This is a genomic window from Gilliamella sp. B2838, assembly GCF_026536185.1.
In the GTDB taxonomy this organism is placed as follows: domain Bacteria; phylum Pseudomonadota; class Gammaproteobacteria; order Enterobacterales; family Orbaceae; genus Gilliamella.
Genome location: NZ_JAFNOO010000007.1, coordinates 79,994 through 98,016 on the forward strand (window position 1 = coordinate 79,994; position 18,023 = coordinate 98,016).

Annotated in this window: 12 protein-coding genes and 1 pseudogene; 6 read left to right on the plus strand and 7 right to left on the minus strand. The window is 34.3% G+C overall.

Features of this window, described 5'->3' with window-relative positions; all coding sequences use genetic code 11:
- Nucleotides 1-62: 62 nt before the first annotated feature.
- Nucleotides 63-2,081 carry a KUP/HAK/KT family potassium transporter gene (locus tag J3U63_RS08805; RefSeq protein WP_267371300.1) on the minus strand — a complete coding sequence of 673 codons (2,019 nt, stop codon included), beginning with the start codon at nt 2,079-2,081 and terminating at the stop codon, nt 63-65.
- Between the two features lie 620 nt (nt 2,082-2,701).
- Here J3U63_RS08805 and J3U63_RS08810 point away from each other — a divergent pair.
- Both J3U63_RS08810 and frdD read left to right on the plus strand, forming a co-directional pair.
- Nucleotides 2,702-3,106 carry a hypothetical protein gene (locus tag J3U63_RS08810; protein ID WP_267371302.1) on the plus strand — a complete coding sequence of 135 codons (405 nt, stop codon included), beginning with the start codon at nt 2,702-2,704 and terminating at the stop codon, nt 3,104-3,106.
- Nucleotides 3,107-3,120: 14 nt separating this feature from the next.
- Nucleotides 3,121-3,489 (plus strand): fumarate reductase subunit FrdD, encoded by a 369-nt coding sequence (gene frdD, locus J3U63_RS08815; protein WP_267333633.1) that lies wholly within the window; start codon nt 3,121-3,123, stop codon nt 3,487-3,489.
- A 70-nt stretch (nt 3,490-3,559) separates the two neighbouring features.
- On the opposite strand, the gene J3U63_RS08820 is transcribed toward frdD, so the two are convergent.
- The 6 genes and pseudogenes from J3U63_RS08820 to J3U63_RS08845 form a co-directional block, all read right to left on the minus strand.
- Nucleotides 3,560-4,423: a hypothetical protein gene (locus J3U63_RS08820; RefSeq protein WP_267371305.1), complete on the minus strand. Its 864-nt coding sequence runs from the start codon at nt 4,421-4,423 to the stop codon at nt 3,560-3,562.
- 207 nt (nt 4,424-4,630) lie between these two features.
- Nucleotides 4,631-6,205, minus strand: a pseudogene (gene yejF / locus J3U63_RS08825) (microcin C ABC transporter ATP-binding protein YejF); the annotation flags it as partial.
- Nucleotides 6,202-7,233 (minus strand): ABC transporter permease, encoded by a 1,032-nt coding sequence (locus J3U63_RS08830; RefSeq protein WP_267371306.1) that lies wholly within the window; start codon nt 7,231-7,233, stop codon nt 6,202-6,204. The gene J3U63_RS08830 and the pseudogene yejF, both read right to left, overlap by 4 nt.
- Nucleotides 7,233-8,321, minus strand: a complete 1,089-nt coding sequence (locus tag J3U63_RS08835) for a microcin C ABC transporter permease YejB (protein ID WP_267371308.1) — start codon at nt 8,319-8,321, stop codon at nt 7,233-7,235. Before J3U63_RS08835 ends, J3U63_RS08830 begins: the two co-directional genes overlap by 1 nt.
- A 1-nt stretch (nt 8,322) precedes the next feature.
- Nucleotides 8,323-10,278 carry an extracellular solute-binding protein gene (locus J3U63_RS08840; RefSeq protein WP_267371310.1) on the minus strand — a complete coding sequence of 652 codons (1,956 nt, stop codon included), beginning with the start codon at nt 10,276-10,278 and terminating at the stop codon, nt 8,323-8,325.
- Nucleotides 10,279-11,001: 723 nt separating this feature from the next.
- On the minus strand, nt 11,002-11,490 hold the full coding sequence (locus J3U63_RS08845; protein WP_267371311.1) for a hypothetical protein: 489 nt from the start codon (nt 11,488-11,490) through the stop codon (nt 11,002-11,004).
- A gap of 510 nt (nt 11,491-12,000) precedes the next feature.
- Between J3U63_RS08845 and J3U63_RS08850 the strand changes: the two genes are divergently transcribed.
- From J3U63_RS08850 to J3U63_RS08865, 4 genes are all read left to right on the plus strand, one after another.
- Nucleotides 12,001-14,472, plus strand: a complete 2,472-nt coding sequence (locus J3U63_RS08850) for a type VI secretion system Vgr family protein (RefSeq protein WP_267371314.1) — start codon at nt 12,001-12,003, stop codon at nt 14,470-14,472.
- Nucleotides 14,472-15,089, plus strand: coding sequence for a DUF4123 domain-containing protein (locus J3U63_RS08855; protein WP_267371316.1), 618 nt, complete (start codon nt 14,472-14,474; stop codon nt 15,087-15,089). Before J3U63_RS08850 ends, J3U63_RS08855 begins: the two co-directional genes overlap by 1 nt.
- Before the next feature lie 80 nt (nt 15,090-15,169).
- The gene (locus J3U63_RS08860) at nt 15,170-15,328 is read left to right on the plus strand and encodes a hypothetical protein (protein WP_267371318.1); all 159 of its coding nucleotides are present in this window, start codon (nt 15,170-15,172) and stop codon (nt 15,326-15,328) included.
- Nucleotides 15,315-17,993: a T6SS effector BTH_I2691 family protein gene (locus tag J3U63_RS08865; RefSeq protein WP_267371320.1), complete on the plus strand. Its 2,679-nt coding sequence runs from the start codon at nt 15,315-15,317 to the stop codon at nt 17,991-17,993. Before J3U63_RS08860 ends, J3U63_RS08865 begins: the two co-directional genes overlap by 14 nt.
- The last annotated feature ends 30 nt before the right edge of the window (nt 17,994-18,023 follow it).

The following is an 18,023-nucleotide window of genomic DNA, read 5'->3' on the forward strand; positions in this document are numbered from 1 at the left end:
TATATTAATGAACGTTTATTGAATAATGACTATTGTACGCTATTTTTTAATTTTCGTTGAATTCAATTGTGATCGGTATCGAGTATGGCATCTGCAATATCCTGATCAGTTGTAATTCCCAACTGTGATTGCTCAATAAGTTGTTTTAACGTTTCACAGTCTGATTCATACTCGTTAGCAATCATTGGCACAAATTCAACTAATGTTAATGTTGGATCGATATCAAACATTTCAGCATCAGAGGTAAATTTCATTTTAATAAAAGAGTAAATAGCCAGCATTGGGCGATTGATAAAATTGACATCAACATTTCGTAATGTACGTTCAACAATAACATATAAACTATCTCCTCGTTGATCTTTTATTGAAGGATAGCGTGATGACAAATTAACTAAATTTTGTTGCTCCATTCTAGTTGCAATTAATTGTACATATTGTTCAACGTGCATGTCGACTTTAAAACCAATATTTAAATCGATACGAAAAACTTTATATGGCACTAAAACTTCAACTTGATACTCAAATTTATAGGGTTCATCCATGCGATTAATTGAAACAAACCAATATGTATCAGCACGCTTAGGTTTTCGTTCAAATAACGAGTAAGTGATTTTACTTTCAACTGCATGTAACCCTTGTGCTCGGGTTAAGTAAAAAAGATGGGTTGCGGTTTTATCAATAGTTTTATCATGGCTAATTGCTACAATTTTAGATAAATATTCAGCATCTAATTTGACAAATGAATTATGCTCACGTTTCAAACGACGCCCAGTAAACCATGAGTACATAATAATAAATATAAAACCAGCAATTAAAATAGAGGCAAACCCACCATGGAAGAATTTTTGGATATTAGCGACAAAAAAACCAATTTCAATTACCATAAAAAATAATGTCAATGGGACACTATACCAAAGTGGCTTATTATTTTTCATAAAATAGAAGAATAACAATACAGTGGTCATCAACATGCTAAGAGTAATGGCTAATCCATAAGCCGCTTCTAAATTAATTGAGGATTGGAAGCTTATTACCATCAATGCAGAAAGGGTAAACAATATATAATTAATTGATCTTATATACATCTGGCCTTTAATCAAAGTTGGATATTTTACCCGCACATTTGGCCATAAATCCAATGAAATAGCTTCGCTAATTATGGTAAAGGCACCGCTGATTAAAGCTTGACACGCAATAAACGCAGCCAATGCCGACATAATAATTCCCGTTAATCTAAACCACTCTGGCATCATCATAAAAAATGGATTGACTTCAGGACCAATTATTTGCGGATGAGAAATCACCCACGCCGCTTGCCCCAAATAATTGATAATCAAGCAGCTCTTTACATATCCCCAAGAAATACGAATATTTTTCAGTCCGCAGTGGCCTAAATCAGAATAAAGTGCTTCAGCCCCTGTTGTGCACATAAAAATAGCACCTAAGATAACTAGTGCATCGGGCGCTTCAATAATAAATCTTATCGCATACATAGGATTAAAAGCGGCTAACACATTCAAATGCGGCAATAATCGATACAGTCCTAAAATACCCAATGTTGAAAACCAAATCAGCATGCCAACGCCAAAAAATCGTCCTAAGGAGCCCGTGCCAAAAGGTTGGATAAAAAATAGTACTGCAATTAAAAGTAAGGTGACTGGAATGATTGGAATACTAGAATAAATAACATTTAGTCCTTCAATTGCAGTGATAATGGTAATAGCAGGTGTGATAGCGCCATCGGCTAGTAACGCTGCTGCCCCAATAATTGCAATAATAAATGTCCACTGGTAACGCCGCCGAATTAAAGCATATAAGGATAAAATTCCTCCTTCACCTTTATTATCAGCTCGCAATGTGATAATCACATATTTTAAGGTAGTTTGAATAGTCAATGTCCAAATTACACAAGACACGGCGCCCAAAATATAGAAAGGGTTTGCCCATTGATTATTAGGTAAACCATGAATGATAGACTTTAGCACATATAGCGGCGATGTACCGATATCCCCATAGACAATACCAATGGCACTAATAATACCCACAATTCCGACCGGAATTTTATGACTTGAGTTGTTCATTTTCGTTTAAATCAAAACATCCTTGTTATAACTAGCATAATATCGAGGATGCAAATAATATCGCGTTAGTAAGTTTTGTTGCTATATTATTCAATTATCCAAAAAATACAAATAATAATTAACCGTTGCATAAAATTTGTGACAGTTAATACTAAATTACATCTATCCTTAAAATAATTAACTATATCTTTATGAAAACATTTGATATTTTCTAAATTATTAATTCTAATAATCATCATTAATACAGATATTTTATTGGTGCAACTATATGAATAATAATGGTTGTTTTTTTTACCTCTATTATATCTGTTTAGGAAAAAATTAAGTAAATCGAAATAGTTTAGTATTCTGCTTTGTGTCATCTGACAAGATGTTTTCCATCTAGCTTTTATCAAATGAATAAAAGAATCTGTGTTTTTAATAACACAAGTTAAACGCACGATTCAATAACTTGTATTTGCGGCACGATATGCCAAGCCTAATCATAGTGAAAATCGCTATGATAAATAAGCTTAAATTAACGACATGAATTGGATTTACGATTATAATGAATAATCCAACTTCAAATTACACCAACATAATAAATTACCTAGTTTAAAATAGGCAATGTAAAGAAATTTATGAATAAAAAAAATAACAATCAATATCCTATAGAAAGTTATCTTAATAATCTATCACCAAAACCAAATTGGCTATTATCTATCATACAAAAATTGGTCCCCTTTTCTATGATTTGGGTAAGTCTTGTATTAATGTACGGGGTCATTTGTATGTACACCAATATGATGGGGCAAGATGAGTTTTATCGTTTTATCTTTTTTTTACAAAGTCCTTTTGTGATTGTACTTAATTGTATTGCCTTGCTAGGAGCAATTTACCATTCAATACACTGGTTTAATTTAGCCCCAAATGTAGTTTTTTCGGCTAATTCAACTAAAACAACCAAGTGTTACCTACTTACAGCAGGTTTATGGTTCGTTTCGATCATCATTTCAATTTGCTTACTGTTATTTATTTTAAGATAAACGGTCTTTACATCATGAAAAATCAACAAATCCAAACACAGCACTTAGAACAAAAAAAGCAAGGAAAAGTAGCAAAAGGATTGTTTGCTTTAGGAGGAATATGGGCAGCAATTTTTTCGCCAGTGATTATTATCATAATGGCTTATATTATTCCTTTTGGTGATGCAACAACGCGTTCTTATATCTTAAAAATAGCAAATACAGAAGTAGGAAAACTATTCTTATTTTTGATGATATCTCTACCTATTTGGTGTGGATTACAACAGATATTAACGATATTACATCAATTTAATATTTACCCAAAACGTGAAAAAATACTAACTTATGGGCTAGCTCTTGCCTGGACTTTACATGCAATTTATATTCTTTTTATACGAATATAAATCAAATAAAATTTTTATAATTAATAAAAAGGGTTATTTAATAAATAACCCTCAGTTAGAACGGTAAAGATCAGTAATAACTAATTTGCCTACTAATTTGAGTTTGTTTATCACTTTGATCGACTTTCACTTTACTGGCTGTAATCCAATCGTTTTTATCATTAAACGTTAAAAAATGAGTCATATAATTTGCAACATTCTTACCACTTGACCAATAAGAAGTTTGTATTGAGCTTAAACGGTGATTATTATCAAACTGATATAAAAAATCATTTTCATTTTTCATATTGTTACTAAATTGATACAAAACTTTAGCCACTTGCTGTTGCTGGTAAGCAAAAGTATAAGATGAACCACCATTTTGATCTACACCAGTAAATTTTCCTTTTTCATCAACACCTTTAACTTTCCATTGTACATTTTTACTAATTAGACAATTATTCGCATCATACTGATAGCTGTCAGTTTCAATAAAGATAAAATCAACTGCTTTTTTGGCTTGTTGCGATTCAACAATTTTACCTTGGCTATCGGTTTTAAATTGAATGATACTATTTGTTCTATCTTCCACATCTTCAATAATATTTTCCCATCCAACATTGGTTTTTTGCAGATGTTCTGAATAAACGCGTTGATTTTCGTTTGAAAACAGCTCATATTGACTCTGTGTTATCAGTCCATTCGAGTCATAATCTAAGGTATGCTTAGCAGTAGAACTGATACTATTTCCCTTATCAAGTTTAGTTGCTATAGTGCGTATTTCTTGCTTAATACCTTTGGTTGGCAAATCAATATAATCTAAAATTTGAAAAATATAGTTATTGGCTGAAACCAAATTCTCAGCAGGATTATCGTTACAAGTCAAAGCGGTTGCATTTAACGAAATCAACGATAAGCATGGTGTGAATAAAAAAGGTAAAATATATTTATGCATGATTATCCTATAAAATGAATTAATTTATTAATCGTGTTATCAACTTGAAGTAATTTAATTATCGACATAGCGATGACTTTTTCCCATTAATAAAGCATCGGTCCAATCGACTTGTTCTTCTACTTTTGCCTCATTTTTATCTTTATTATTTACCATATCTGCATGAATAAATGTTTTATTTTTAGGTTTAAGTGGTTTATCTAAAAACGAAAGTAACGTTTTGGTATATTCATTTTGCGCAGAATAAAAGATCTTCTCTCGCGAGCCTTGCTCGACAATTTTACCCTCTTTCATCACAACCACTTGATGACACATTGAATAAACTAAGGCTAAATCATGACTAATAAATAGATAACTAAGCTGGTGCTTTTGCTGTAATGATTTGAGTAAATGAATTATTTGTTTTTGAATCGTATGATCTAAAGATGACGTAGGCTCATCTAGAATTAACAATTCAGGTTTTAAGATTAAAGCTCGCGCAATCGCTATTCGTTGACGTTGTCCCCCAGAAAACTCCGTTGGATAGCGGTATCGCATATTAGGATCAAGCCCGACTTCTTGCATTATATCGATTAATGCCTGCTCTTGTTCTGCTTTAGTCAATTTTTTATGAGTCGTTAAACCTTCACAAATAATCTGTTCTATATTAAAACGAGGATTGAGTGACGAAAACGGATCTTGGAATACCACTTGGATTCTGCTACGAAATGGCAGTAATTTTTTTCCCGTCAAATGTTGTATTGGATAACTATCAAATAAGATATCACCGTGTGATTTTATCAAACGCAACACCGCTAATGCGGTAGTTGTTTTACCCGAACCTGACTCCCCAACAATGCCAACTGTTTCACCTTGATGCACAGTAAAACCAACATTGTCGACAATTTTCTTTTTCTGGCTACTTAAAAGTCGTTTTTTAGTAGTCACTTCAACATCAAGATGATTAACATTCAATAATATTCCGGGTGTATCAGGTAATGGAACAGGATCGCCACTCGGTTCTGAATTAAGTAATGTTTGCGTATATGCATGTTCCGGCCGTAAAAAAATACGCTGCTTATTATTATATTCAACAATGTCACCTTGCTGCATAACAGCAACTTTATCGGCTAATTTTTTGACAATACCTAAATTATGAGAAATGAATAACATACTCATGTTTAACTCATTTTTTAGCTCTTTAAGTAACTGAATGATCTGTGCTTGTACTGATACATCTAATGCGGTTGTAGGTTCATCAGCAATCAATAATTTAGGATGAGTCAAAATTGCCATCGCAATCATTACTCGCTGCCGTTCGCCGCCAGACAATTGGTGGGGAAGAGCTGACAATTTATTTTTTGGATCTTTTATTCCAACTCGATCAAGGTATTGTAAAATTTCGCTTCGAGCAGCATTAGCGCGCATACCCCGGTGCAAAGATAACACTTCGTACAACTGTTTTTCTACCGTGTGTAGTGGGTTAAGCGATACCATGGGTTCTTGGAAAATCATACTGATTTGATTGCCGCGAATCTGACGAAGTACTTTATCAGGTGCATGTAGTAAAGATTGATCTTCAAACACAATATCACCAGTAGGGTAAGACACTAAGCTTTTAGGTAGCAAACGCAAAATAGACAAAGCGGTCACACTTTTACCCGAGCCTGACTCGCCGACTAATGCTAGGGTTTCTTGCTCGTGAATATCAAAACTTATATTATTTACCACTTGCAATAATGTGTTACTTTCATGTTTAAAAGCAATACTTAAATCCTCAACAGATAGTAAAGGAGAACTCATCGATACCCTCCTTTGTTAGGATCGAATGCATCTCTAACTGCTTCTCCAATAAAAATAAGCAGCGAAAGCAAAGTAGCAATAATCAAAAATGAACTAATACCAAGCCATGGAGCCTGCAAGTTATTTTTTCCTTGTAACAATAAACGCCCAAGTGAAGGGGAATCAATAGGCAAACCAAATCCCAAAAAATCAAGCGAGGTTAAAGTAGTAATTGAACCACATAAAATAAAAGGTAAAAATGTCAATGTTGCTACCATTGCATTAGGAAGAATATGACGAAACATAATTTTAACATCACCGACTCCCATGGCTTTAGCTGCACGTACATAGTCAAAATTACGTGTTCGTAAAAATTCAGTTCGTACAATACCCGATAAAGCCATCCAACCAAATAGTACCGTGATGGCCAATAACCACCAAAAATCAAGGGGCAAAATACTGGCAAGTAGAATAATGACAAACAACTCTGGTAATCCACACCAAATTTCAATAAAGCGTTGTCCGATTAAATCAATTTTACCGCCGTAATAACCTTGTATTGCACCAATAATTACCGCAATAATTGTAGTAAAAACGGTCAGTAAAATGGCAAAAAACATCGAAATACGAAAACCATATAAAATATTAGCAAGCACATCAAAACCTGCATCAGTTGTCCCTAACCAATGCGACGCTGAAGGTGGGGTTGGAAACGTCGTTGGCGTGTCATAAATTAACGTATTATAACTATAGCGAAAAGGTGCCCATAAAATCCAACCATTAGATTCTATTTTTTGTTGTACTTTTGGATCTAAATAATTTGTTTGAGTGCTAAATTGTCCACCAAATTCAGTTTCGGGATAAAAGTGAAAAATAGGCGAATAATAGTTATCTTGGTATTTGACAAAAATCGGTCTATCATTGGCGATAAAATCAGAAAACAAGCTAATAACAAACAACAAAGAAAACAGCCAAAGCGAATAGTATCCACGTCGATTATGTTTAAATCGTTGCCAACGTTGCTGATTAATAGAATAATGGCTGTTCATCAGTTGCGTGCCTCAAAGTCAATGCGTGGATCGATTATCATATAAGATAAATCAGATAACAGTTTGGCAATTAGCCCAATTAACGTAAATATATATAGTGATCCAAAAATGACTGGGTAATCACGTTGAATAATGGCTTCATAGCCTAATAGCCCAAGCCCATTGAGTGAAAAAATAATTTCGATCAATAACGAACCGGTAAATAAAATGCCAACAAAGGCAGCAGGAAAACCTGACACAATTAATAGTGTCGCATTACGAAACACATGTTTATATAAAATTTGTCGTTCACTTAAACCTTTTGCTCTTGCGGTAAACACATATTGTTTACGAATTTCATCTAAAAATGAATTCTTAGTTAGCATAGTCAGTGAAGCAAAACCACTAATAACCATCGCAATAGTCGGTAGGCAAATATGCCATGCGTAATCTTTTACTTTTCCCCAAAAATCGAGTTGCTCAAAATGCGTTGAAACTAACCCTCGCAATGGAAAAAGATCCCAATAACTACCGCCCGCAAATAATATTATTAACAATACAGCGAGTAAAAAAGCAGGTATTGCATATCCTATAATGATTAATGTACTTGACCAAAAATCAAATACCGAGCCATCTTTAACAGCTTTTTTAATACCTAAAGGAATTGAAATAAGGTAAACAATCAACGTGCTCCAAAGACCAAGCGAAATCGAAACCGGTAAACTTTTAGCAATTAAACCTAATACCGATTCACTTTTAAAAAAGCTGTCACCAAAATCAAATAACACGTATTTTTTTAAAGTATCAAAATAACGTTCAATAATGGGTTTATCAAAGCCATACTGTTTTTCAATCATTGCAACAATTTGTGGATCAAGCCCGCGTGCCCCGCGATAATTAGACTCATTTTTATGCTGTGATAATTTTACCGCTGCATTATCCCCCCCCGGTAATAATGCTTGACCAGAATCTGGACCATTTTCAATCATCGCTAGTGCTTGATCGACCGGACCACCAGGCGCAATTTGTACAATGAAAAAGTTGATCGTTAAAATCACAAACAACGTTGGAATAATCAATAATAAACGACGAATAAGATAATTGAGCATATTAATGTTTCCGATTCTTTGTCAGGTTAGCTGCTTTGTCAGCATCGTACCACCAACTATCGACACCAATAGCGTAAGTTGGCTGAATCGCTGGCTGCCCAAATTTGTTCCAATAAGCATAATAGGTTTTACTGTTATACCACATTGGAATCATAGGATACTCTTGCGTTAAGATGCGATCTAGCGCTCGACCAAGCGAAATTAACTCAGCTTGATTACCAACATTCTTAGTTATTTCATCAATAATACTATCGATTGCTTGGTTATGTAGTCCTGAACCATTCCATGATGAATTGAGATACTCACTACCCCATAAAATCATCAAATCTGATGTTGGATAATTAAACGCATTATAAGTCCGTGGCATCATATCGTAATCGCGTTCACGTAAGCGACGAGTCACTTGAGTGTAATCAAGTGAAACAATCTTCATGGTAATACCTAAACGGGCTAAATTTTGCTGAAAAGGAATAGCATATTTAATATCATCGCCAAGATAGGTAACCAATTCAAACTCAAAAGGCTGATTGGTTGTTGTATTCACTAGTTGACCATTTTTGATGATCCATCCCGCTTGTTTTAATAATTCAGCTGCAGTTAATAAATTATTGCGATTAAAACCCTGACCATCACTTTTAGGCACATAATAAGCATCACCAAACACAGCATCGGGAATAATGTTTTTATACGGCATTAACCACTTTAATTCTTGTTCGCTTGGCTTACCAATCGCTGCATAAATGGTATTTTCGAAAAAACTATAAGGCCTTTTATAACTATCGTAATAAAAAGCGTGATTTAACCATTCAAAATCAAATGCCAGCGTAATGGCTTTACGTACATTAATGTCTTTAAACAGATCTTTTTGTAAGTTAAACGCTAACCATTTGCTATCGGTTGCTGTTTGTACAGATTTTTCTTGTTTGATAATATCCTTGGCATCAAAATACTGCCCCTGATATTGGGTAAACCAATTTTTGGGTTGGCCTTCTCCACGAAAATCATACTCACCGGCTTTAAATGCTTCTAACGAAACACTGCTATCCATATAATACTCAATACGTTTTTCATCAAAATTATTCATTCCCCTATTTACCGGTAAATCCACAGCCCAATAATTAGGGTTACGTTTATACACAACAAATTGCCCCATTTTATAATCGCTAATAAAATAAGGACCACTGCCAACTGGAGGAATAGTTAATGGTTCTGAAAAATTACGATCTTGCCAAAAATGTTTTGGAATAACCGGCAGATTACCAACGAAGGATAGCAATTTTTCACGATCGCTTGCTGGTAGCTCAACGCGCAAATGATAATTATCAATAGCGTTAACACTAATGCCCTGATTATATACTCGATACTGTGGAACACCTTCTGTCATAAATTTATGAAAGGTAAATTCAACATCTTGTGCGGTGATAGGTTTTCCATCTTGAAAACGTGCCTTGGGGTTAATTGAAACTTCAGCCCAACGATATTTGTCGGAATAAGTAATCGAGGTAGCAATAAGCGGATAAAAACTTGTAATATCATCAGCTAAATTTGTGAACAAAGTATCATATAATGATCCTGAGTTTTTTTCGGGGGCTCCTCGACTAGCATAACGATTAAAATTATCAAAAGTACCAATTTCTGCTAATTTAATTATGCCACCTTTTGGCGCATAAGGATTAACGTAATTAACATATTGAAAACCATCGTGATATTTAGGTTCACCTAATAGCGAAAAAACAGTTTGGTGATAAATTTTTTCAGTTACTGGCTTTGGACCAACAAAATCTATTAAGTTATTGTCATTAGATTCATTTATTGAAAGTACATTTGGTGCAGCGTTGCTTTGGGGTATATTTTGTTGATTTTCTTGAGCATTAACCGCTAACGAACACATGACCAACCCACTCATACAACTTGATACAAGTATTGTATATAATTTTTGTTTGATTTGGTTGATCATCCTAATGCTATTCCTATTCAATTAGCTTAATAAATAGTTTTAAGCTTAACACTTTTATCAAAATTATAGAGTTAATATGCTATTGATAATAATGTTACCTATTTTGCCAAACTTCCATTAAATGAGCAAAATTAAATTATTCAATTTAATCATAAATGCCGACAATAACATCAATCAATTTTCGTTATCATGATAACGTCGCTATATTAAGTTTATTTAGTTAGCACTGAAATTAAATAGGGTGTTATATCTTGTGCTATAGCAGTATTTAAATCTCATTATGCATGATCAACCGTAATAATTGATAAAGTTAGCCATAGTACATAATAATTAAAATAACATTTGAAATTAAATAATATTATAGATACAGGTGAAAAGAGTATGTATTTGCCGGAGTCTATTTAGATTGTTAACAATATCAATTGAAATATGTTAATAAGAATAGACGAATCTTTAGTGCGCAAATAACAATAACATTTTGTGCAGTTATTTAACACTAATTTAGTGAGCAACCACAACAATGATAAAAATGATAAGATATTCTATGCAGCTAGATGCGTTATAAAATTTAACAATATGCTCAAATACTCAATATAAAAAATTTCGATATCAAAAAATTTCGCGTAAGTTAATATAATTAAAGATTAAAAAATTAGATTTATTAAATTTCATCTACATTATATTAACTTAACGACCAACCAATAAAATGAACCGGTAATATTATTAATAAAGACTTAAATCAGATTGCCAAAGAATATAGGGATCATAATCATCATCACCATTCGGTAAAGCACCTGTCAGTGGCGTTTGTAAAAAGTCAGTTTCATTTAATTGATTACTATCAATATATTCAATCTTCCATATCAGTAAATCTTTTCTATTTTCGGGTTTATCTAAATTACTTGTGATATGAGATAAAGCGTTGTGATAAATGATTTGCCGCCAACACTCATCAGTATTTTTAATACAATATTTAATACTAATTGGTTGGTATTTTTTACCCTCTTTGATTAAAACAGGAACCGCTTTTTGTTCTTGATCATCAACAAAAAAAGACAAAAATAAATCATTAGCTAATTGAGCTTTATATTCAGTAAATTTAGGATTACTGGAGGATGAAGGCTGTTTTTTAAAACTTTCTTGTAGTGAATCAGCATAACTATAACTAATACATGTCATAAACAAGAAAAATACTGATATGAATTTTTTCATAAGATATTCCTTTTGTTAGATTAGTAAAATAATTGAAGGTCAGCGAATAGATAATTAATGTCGCGAAATTATAACATAATTACACTTTACCAAGATTAAAATTTAAAAAGGTAGTTCACTAATTATAATCATTATAGAAAAACGACTAAATAATTTTTAAGCATTGTCCACTAAAATAAGCATTAAAATTTCACAAAATAATGAGCAACAAGATTAAATGCTATGAAATTGCTCGTGTACTGACTCTCAATGAATAAATCTACTCGCAAAAAAATAATTTTATCGAATAAGCTTTAATTTTTTTGATCCCAAAATGGGATTGAACGGTTACCGGTTAATTTCAAGCATACAACAATACATTCAATTCTATATAAATAAAATTAAATATTTTATAACGTTATTTACTAAAATTAGTTATTGCAAATTCTTTTAAAAAAAGTAATTATTTACTTGGTTTAGATAATCACTATCGAATAATACTTAATAATAAGTGTATAAAAGGACCCAAAAATGGCGAACAAATTATTCCCACTTATCAATCAACTTGGTGAAGGGTTATTGAATGAATTAACGGGAGAGGTGAGCCACAATCGCTACACCTTAACGGTGGATAACCTAATTTCGCCTATTTCTGTTTTACGCGTTCAAGGGAATGAACAGCTTAATCAACCATGGCATTACACCATTGAATTCACTAGCATTGATAAAACCTTATCACCCGATACGTTACTTAACCAAAATGCGTCATTTTCTTTTAATCCTGCTATTAAAAACATGCTGGGAACAGCAATTCGTTCCTTAAGTGAGCTACCTGTTCAAAGTGACTTACGTAAAATTTATGGTGTTATTACCCGTTTTAGTTTGTTATCGGTAAGTAAAGAACAGGCACATTATCAGATAGTGTTGTCTCCCCGTTTAGCAAAATTAGCACTGAATCGTAATAATGCGATATACCAAAACCAAAGTGTGATTAGTGTGGTTGAAGAAGTGCTACACAGTCACGGTTTTACTGGCATTGATTATCGGCTAGAATTAAACAATCGCTATCCTGAACGTGAATTTATTACTCAATGGCAAGAGAGTGATTTAAGCTTTATACAACGTCTGTTAGCCGATGTTGGTGTTTGGTTTCGTTTTGAAACCCATGCCGAACACAATTGTGATGTGATAGTTATCGGTGATTACGAACAAGGTTATGAGCAAGTCAACAACATTGATTATCGATTACCCAATGGCACATTAGATGGCGGAACAGAAAGTATCTGGGATATTCAGTTACGCAGTCGGGTTGTGGAGTCATCGGTTAAGGTTCAAGATTACAACTACCGTGACGCCAAAGCCAATTTACTGGGTTATGTCAATACTCAACCCAATGACAGCACCACTTATGGAATTGATTACCGTTATGGTGAGCACTACAAAGGGTCAAGCCCGAATATTCAAGAAGATAAACAACGTGGCGATAAAGATAACGTCAAAAACCAAATCGAACAACACTATTTTATTGAAAGCGGGCAATGGTATGCCCAAATTCGACATGAACAGGCAATTAGTCAAAAAATAGTAATTAGCGGAAAAAGCAATCGTGCAAATTTGACACCGGGACAACGTATTCAGATTAACGGCAGTCCGCTAGTTGATATTGATGATGGTGTAATTATTTTAAGCGTGGAAGGTAAAGGCAATCGCACAGATGCTTACGAACTAAGTTTTACCGCCATACCATATCAGGTATTAAAACCATACCGCCCTGCGCCCTTAATGTGGCCACAAATCATGGGCTCTTTACCTGCACGGGTGACCAGCCCAGACAATGATACTTACGGCTATATTGATACCCAAGGACGGTATCGGGTTAAATTTAATTATGACCTAAAAGAGTGGAAAAAAGGTTGTGAAAGTTTATGGGTCAGACTGGCAAAACCGTATGCAGGTGGCACCTATGGTTTCCACTTTCCGCTAATAGACGGCACGGAAGTTGCCATTGCGTTTATGGACGGTAATCCAGACCGCCCGTATATTGCCCATGCCATGCATGACAGTACGCACCCCGACCATGTAACTACCATAAACAAACATCGCAATGTGATTCGTACACCAACCAATAATAAATTACGCATGGATGACAAACGAGGGCAAGAGCATATCAAGCTGGCGACCGAATACGGCAAAACACAACTCAATATTGGACATCTTGTTAACAATAACAAAGAACAACGGGGTGAAGGGTTTGAGCTACGTACCGATGAATGGGGGGCAATTGCGGCGAACCGAGGATTGTATCTGACCAGTCAAACCGAGCCGAAAGCACAGGGCAATCAACTAGACATGCAAGGTGCGATTACACAACTAGAAAACGCCTTATCGATAGCCAAAGCACTGCAAAATGCTGCCAATCAATCCCAAGCACACAGTGCAGACACCGACAGTCAAGACCAGCTCAAGGCAAATTTAACCAACTTAACCCTCAGTGGCATTCTCGCATATGCACAAGAAGGCATTGCGTTAACTAGTCCGGAAAATATTCAATTATCGACGGATAACAGTGTGACGGTCACGACAGAAAACCAAACCGACATCACGGCATTAAAAAACATCACATTATCATCGGGTGAAGCGATAGGATTATTTGCCCACAAATCGGGGATGAAAGTATTTGCTAATCAAGGCGATATTAACGTACAAGCCCAAAATGCCAATCTAAATATGGCGGCTAAACAAGATATTAAAATTGATAGTGTTGACGGTAATGTTGAGTTTACAGCAACACAAGAAATGACATTAATATGCGGTGGTTCGTACATAAAAATCAACGAAGCAGGTATTGAGTTAGGTTCGCCAGCTAATGCCTATTTTAAATGCAATGCGATGCAAAAAATGGGAACAGCGCAAACAAATATTCAAAATGAATTGCCTCCAATTTGCAATGGAGTCAAGCAGGACGAAGCTGAAAAACATGCAATTGTTGTGGAAAGGCAATAATGATTGAACTCATACCAGAACAGGAAATCAATAAAATAATCGCAAAACAAATTCAGCGATTTGGACAAATACATTTTTTAATTGATCCACAAATTAATGACAATTTTTTTTGGGAACATAATGTTGAATTCGATTCAATAGTACCAATCAGAGACAGGCAAGACACCGTATCCTCTGATCATGAATGTTTGCAATTATGCACAATAAAAAAAGGGTCTGCTGATATTAATCCACTAGTAGCGGAGTTAAAAAACAATCAAACATCACTAATCGCATTGATCGCTTCACCTTATACGATTAAAGATATACAACAACACATTAGCAATGCAATGTTTATGTCATATCAGGCAAATTATTTTATATTACGCTTTTATGATCCGCAGGTTCTTAGGCATCTAGTTAATATTTTTGACAAACAACAAATAAGCAAAATGTTAGGTTGTGTGCAATATTGGTACTACTGGCAAGATAATTATGTGCAATTACACCATAAGCCCGAATTAATACTGTGGGATATCAACTATAAAATAACGACCATACAATGGCAACAAATCAAACTAGCACAACACTATAACGCTTACGAACATCAAACAGTAAAAAAGCAAAAAAACCATTAACTAATAATCAGAAAAGCACACTTTGGCAGTTACTGGATTGGATTTACTCGGTAACATTTAATAAACCTGATCAGCAAAAAATGGATTATATAGTCAACTATTCAATGGTTAAATCAGAACACGTTTTCCAACAAATTGATCATGATTTATTTATCGATCTAATCAGAAATCAGACAGTTAGCCAATTGGAACAATATTTTAATAGTTTAGATAAGGAACATGAAGATGCCAGCAATTGATCAATTATTATATACAATATTAATGGCAAAAGCCTACGAAAATAATTCTGGCAAACGCTGCCCAAAATGCCAAGAAAAAGAAGGCGATTTAATTGTTCTACCAACTCGGTTATCAATCACAGGCTATTTAGCCCAAAATAAGGTATTAAAAGATGGTTCTGAGGCAAAAATAGAATTGCCTCAGTTACCTGATTTTGCCAAAAAAATGGTGTCAGACATACCATTAGAACACTCTAATTATTGTCTACAAATATTACGTCAAGGGTATTTATATGTGCTTGTAGATTTTAAAAACGGGCAAAAAAAGTGGCGAATATTTTCGTCCAGCTCTGAGGGTTGCTTAACGGAATATAGCGACAACAACACCATACCGAATATTCCCCCCACATATAACTGCAACATTGCAACTGACGGCGCCGATGCATCATATATTAGTTTTAAAAACAGTAAAGACATCTTTAAAATCTATTTTGTATTCAGTCCAAATAAAATCAGTAATGCCAGATTAGAACTTTATCAAGATACCCCAGAATTTGAACTGTCAGGCATGACACCAGACCAGATTCGTAATGGCCAAACTTCGTTAAAAACCCAAGATATTCTGACAAATATTCTCGAAATATCAACAGCAATTGATATAGCTAAGCAAGAAGCGTTTTTAAACAGCAAACCCGTGTTTGAATTTAGAACAGGGGAACGAGATGCCGCAAATAGGCAATTACAAGTTATCCAATATATTTATACTACTCGCACCACCTATTATGATAAAAATATACTACGAACTTACATACGCTATATATCGCTATATAACAAGTTAAGAAAGCGTCAAGGTGTGGCAATAGTCGTTAATGATGCAATTGGCATAACCCAAAGTTTAAATAATCGATATCATCAAGCACTTGAAAAAGAGATGAAACCTTGGATGGAAAGCAAAGATTCGGAAGGCATATCCAACGAACACCGCTTAATTATCTTAAGACAGCTATTAGGTTTTAAAGAATCATTTCGAGAAAGACGCATTAAAGAAATGATAAACAAACAAGAGCAATATTATGATTACCTTATAACATCTGGTGATGACGCTGAATTATCAGATGAAATGAAAGAAGCTCTAAATAGAGGAATTGAAAAAGACAGAAAACAGTATGTTGAAAATATTGATAACGTTTATACCCAAAAGCTATCAGAAGATGAATTTAAAGAAAAATATTGGAATCGCTTATCACAAGATAAGCTTAAAAAATTTGAAGAAGAATTCAATAAACACAGCAAGTTCGCCGAACAACTTGCCGAAAAGCGTATCGATGATTACTTAAAATGGTTAAAATCACAGCAATTACTCTCGGCTTTATATTTATATGATGATACCATTCCTTTAGACGGAATTATGTTTCAATTACAAATGGGAGTTTGCCTGTGTGGTGCAAATAGTTCATCAAAAGTCAGAAAAGTTTTGGACGAATGGTGGCTTGAACCGCAAATAACCCCTACAAATTTAAGTATGCGAGCCTATCTTTTTAATAATAAAACCTTAATCGCCGATATTAACGAGTATCTGGACATCCAACAAAATATAGCAATTAACGAATATGACAATAAAGGACATCTGCCGGATGTGGATATAGCCATTAACCTACTTAACAAATTGACAGAACATGTTAATCAGACAGGCCCGCTTATAGAACAATTAGCGAAACGAGGCTTTCCCATAGCGTTATTATCGGTTACTTTTGCTGATTTAGTCAGAAGCTTTTTAAGCGTCACAACTCAAAAATTTAATCAAAATATTAAAAACCGCTTAGGTAACCTAATTTTTGCACATATTAGTGATAAAGCTTTGGAGATGTATGACTCGGGCTATAATATCAATGGTCATTCTTTTAAAGCCACACCTAAACGGGGGGCTTCACAAATAACACGAGTTGCGCGTGAAAATTTTAATAATGCCGATTTAGTTAATACCAAAATTGCCATGATGATATTTGCATTCAGTAGTTACGAAACACTCAAAAAAATAATCAATCGTGAATGGAAGAATACCCGGGAATTAGCCGAACTAAGCGCATCCCTAATGGCAACTACAGCAGCAGGCGCGCAAATCCTGACCAGTGCAATAAAGTGCTGTATCGAAAACAAACCAACATCAAAAACCGCTACCGTCACCTATACTGCTTTTGGGCGATTATTTTTATGGTCGGCAAGTTTATCGTTAATTGCAGGAGGAATATCGGCGGTGTTGGATATTTCTGATGCGATTAAAGAAAAAAATAAAATTATCATTATTGCTTATTCTACTAGGGCTCTAGCTACAATATTATTTAGTATTTCCCAATTTTTAGTTACTCTAGGGGCATTAGTGCCTTGGTTAGATAATATTATCACAACCAGTATCGAACGGACTATTTGGGTAAAAGTGGCTGAAATCGGGTTAGTCATCGGTCGCTTTGCTATCGGTCGAGCAATGGCAGCGGCGCTGGCATTAATCAGTTTTTACGTTTCGATGATTATTATTGTGGTCAGTATCTACCTGATTATCGTTGATATTAATGCTATGCAAAAATGGTTTGATCGCTGCTGTTTTAGTGACAAACTTAAACGTAAAAAATTTGATGATCTCGGCGAAGAACTTACAGAATGGCATCAAGCCATACAGGAGACTTTTTAATATGTACGTAGGCGAATTTTTATTATGGTT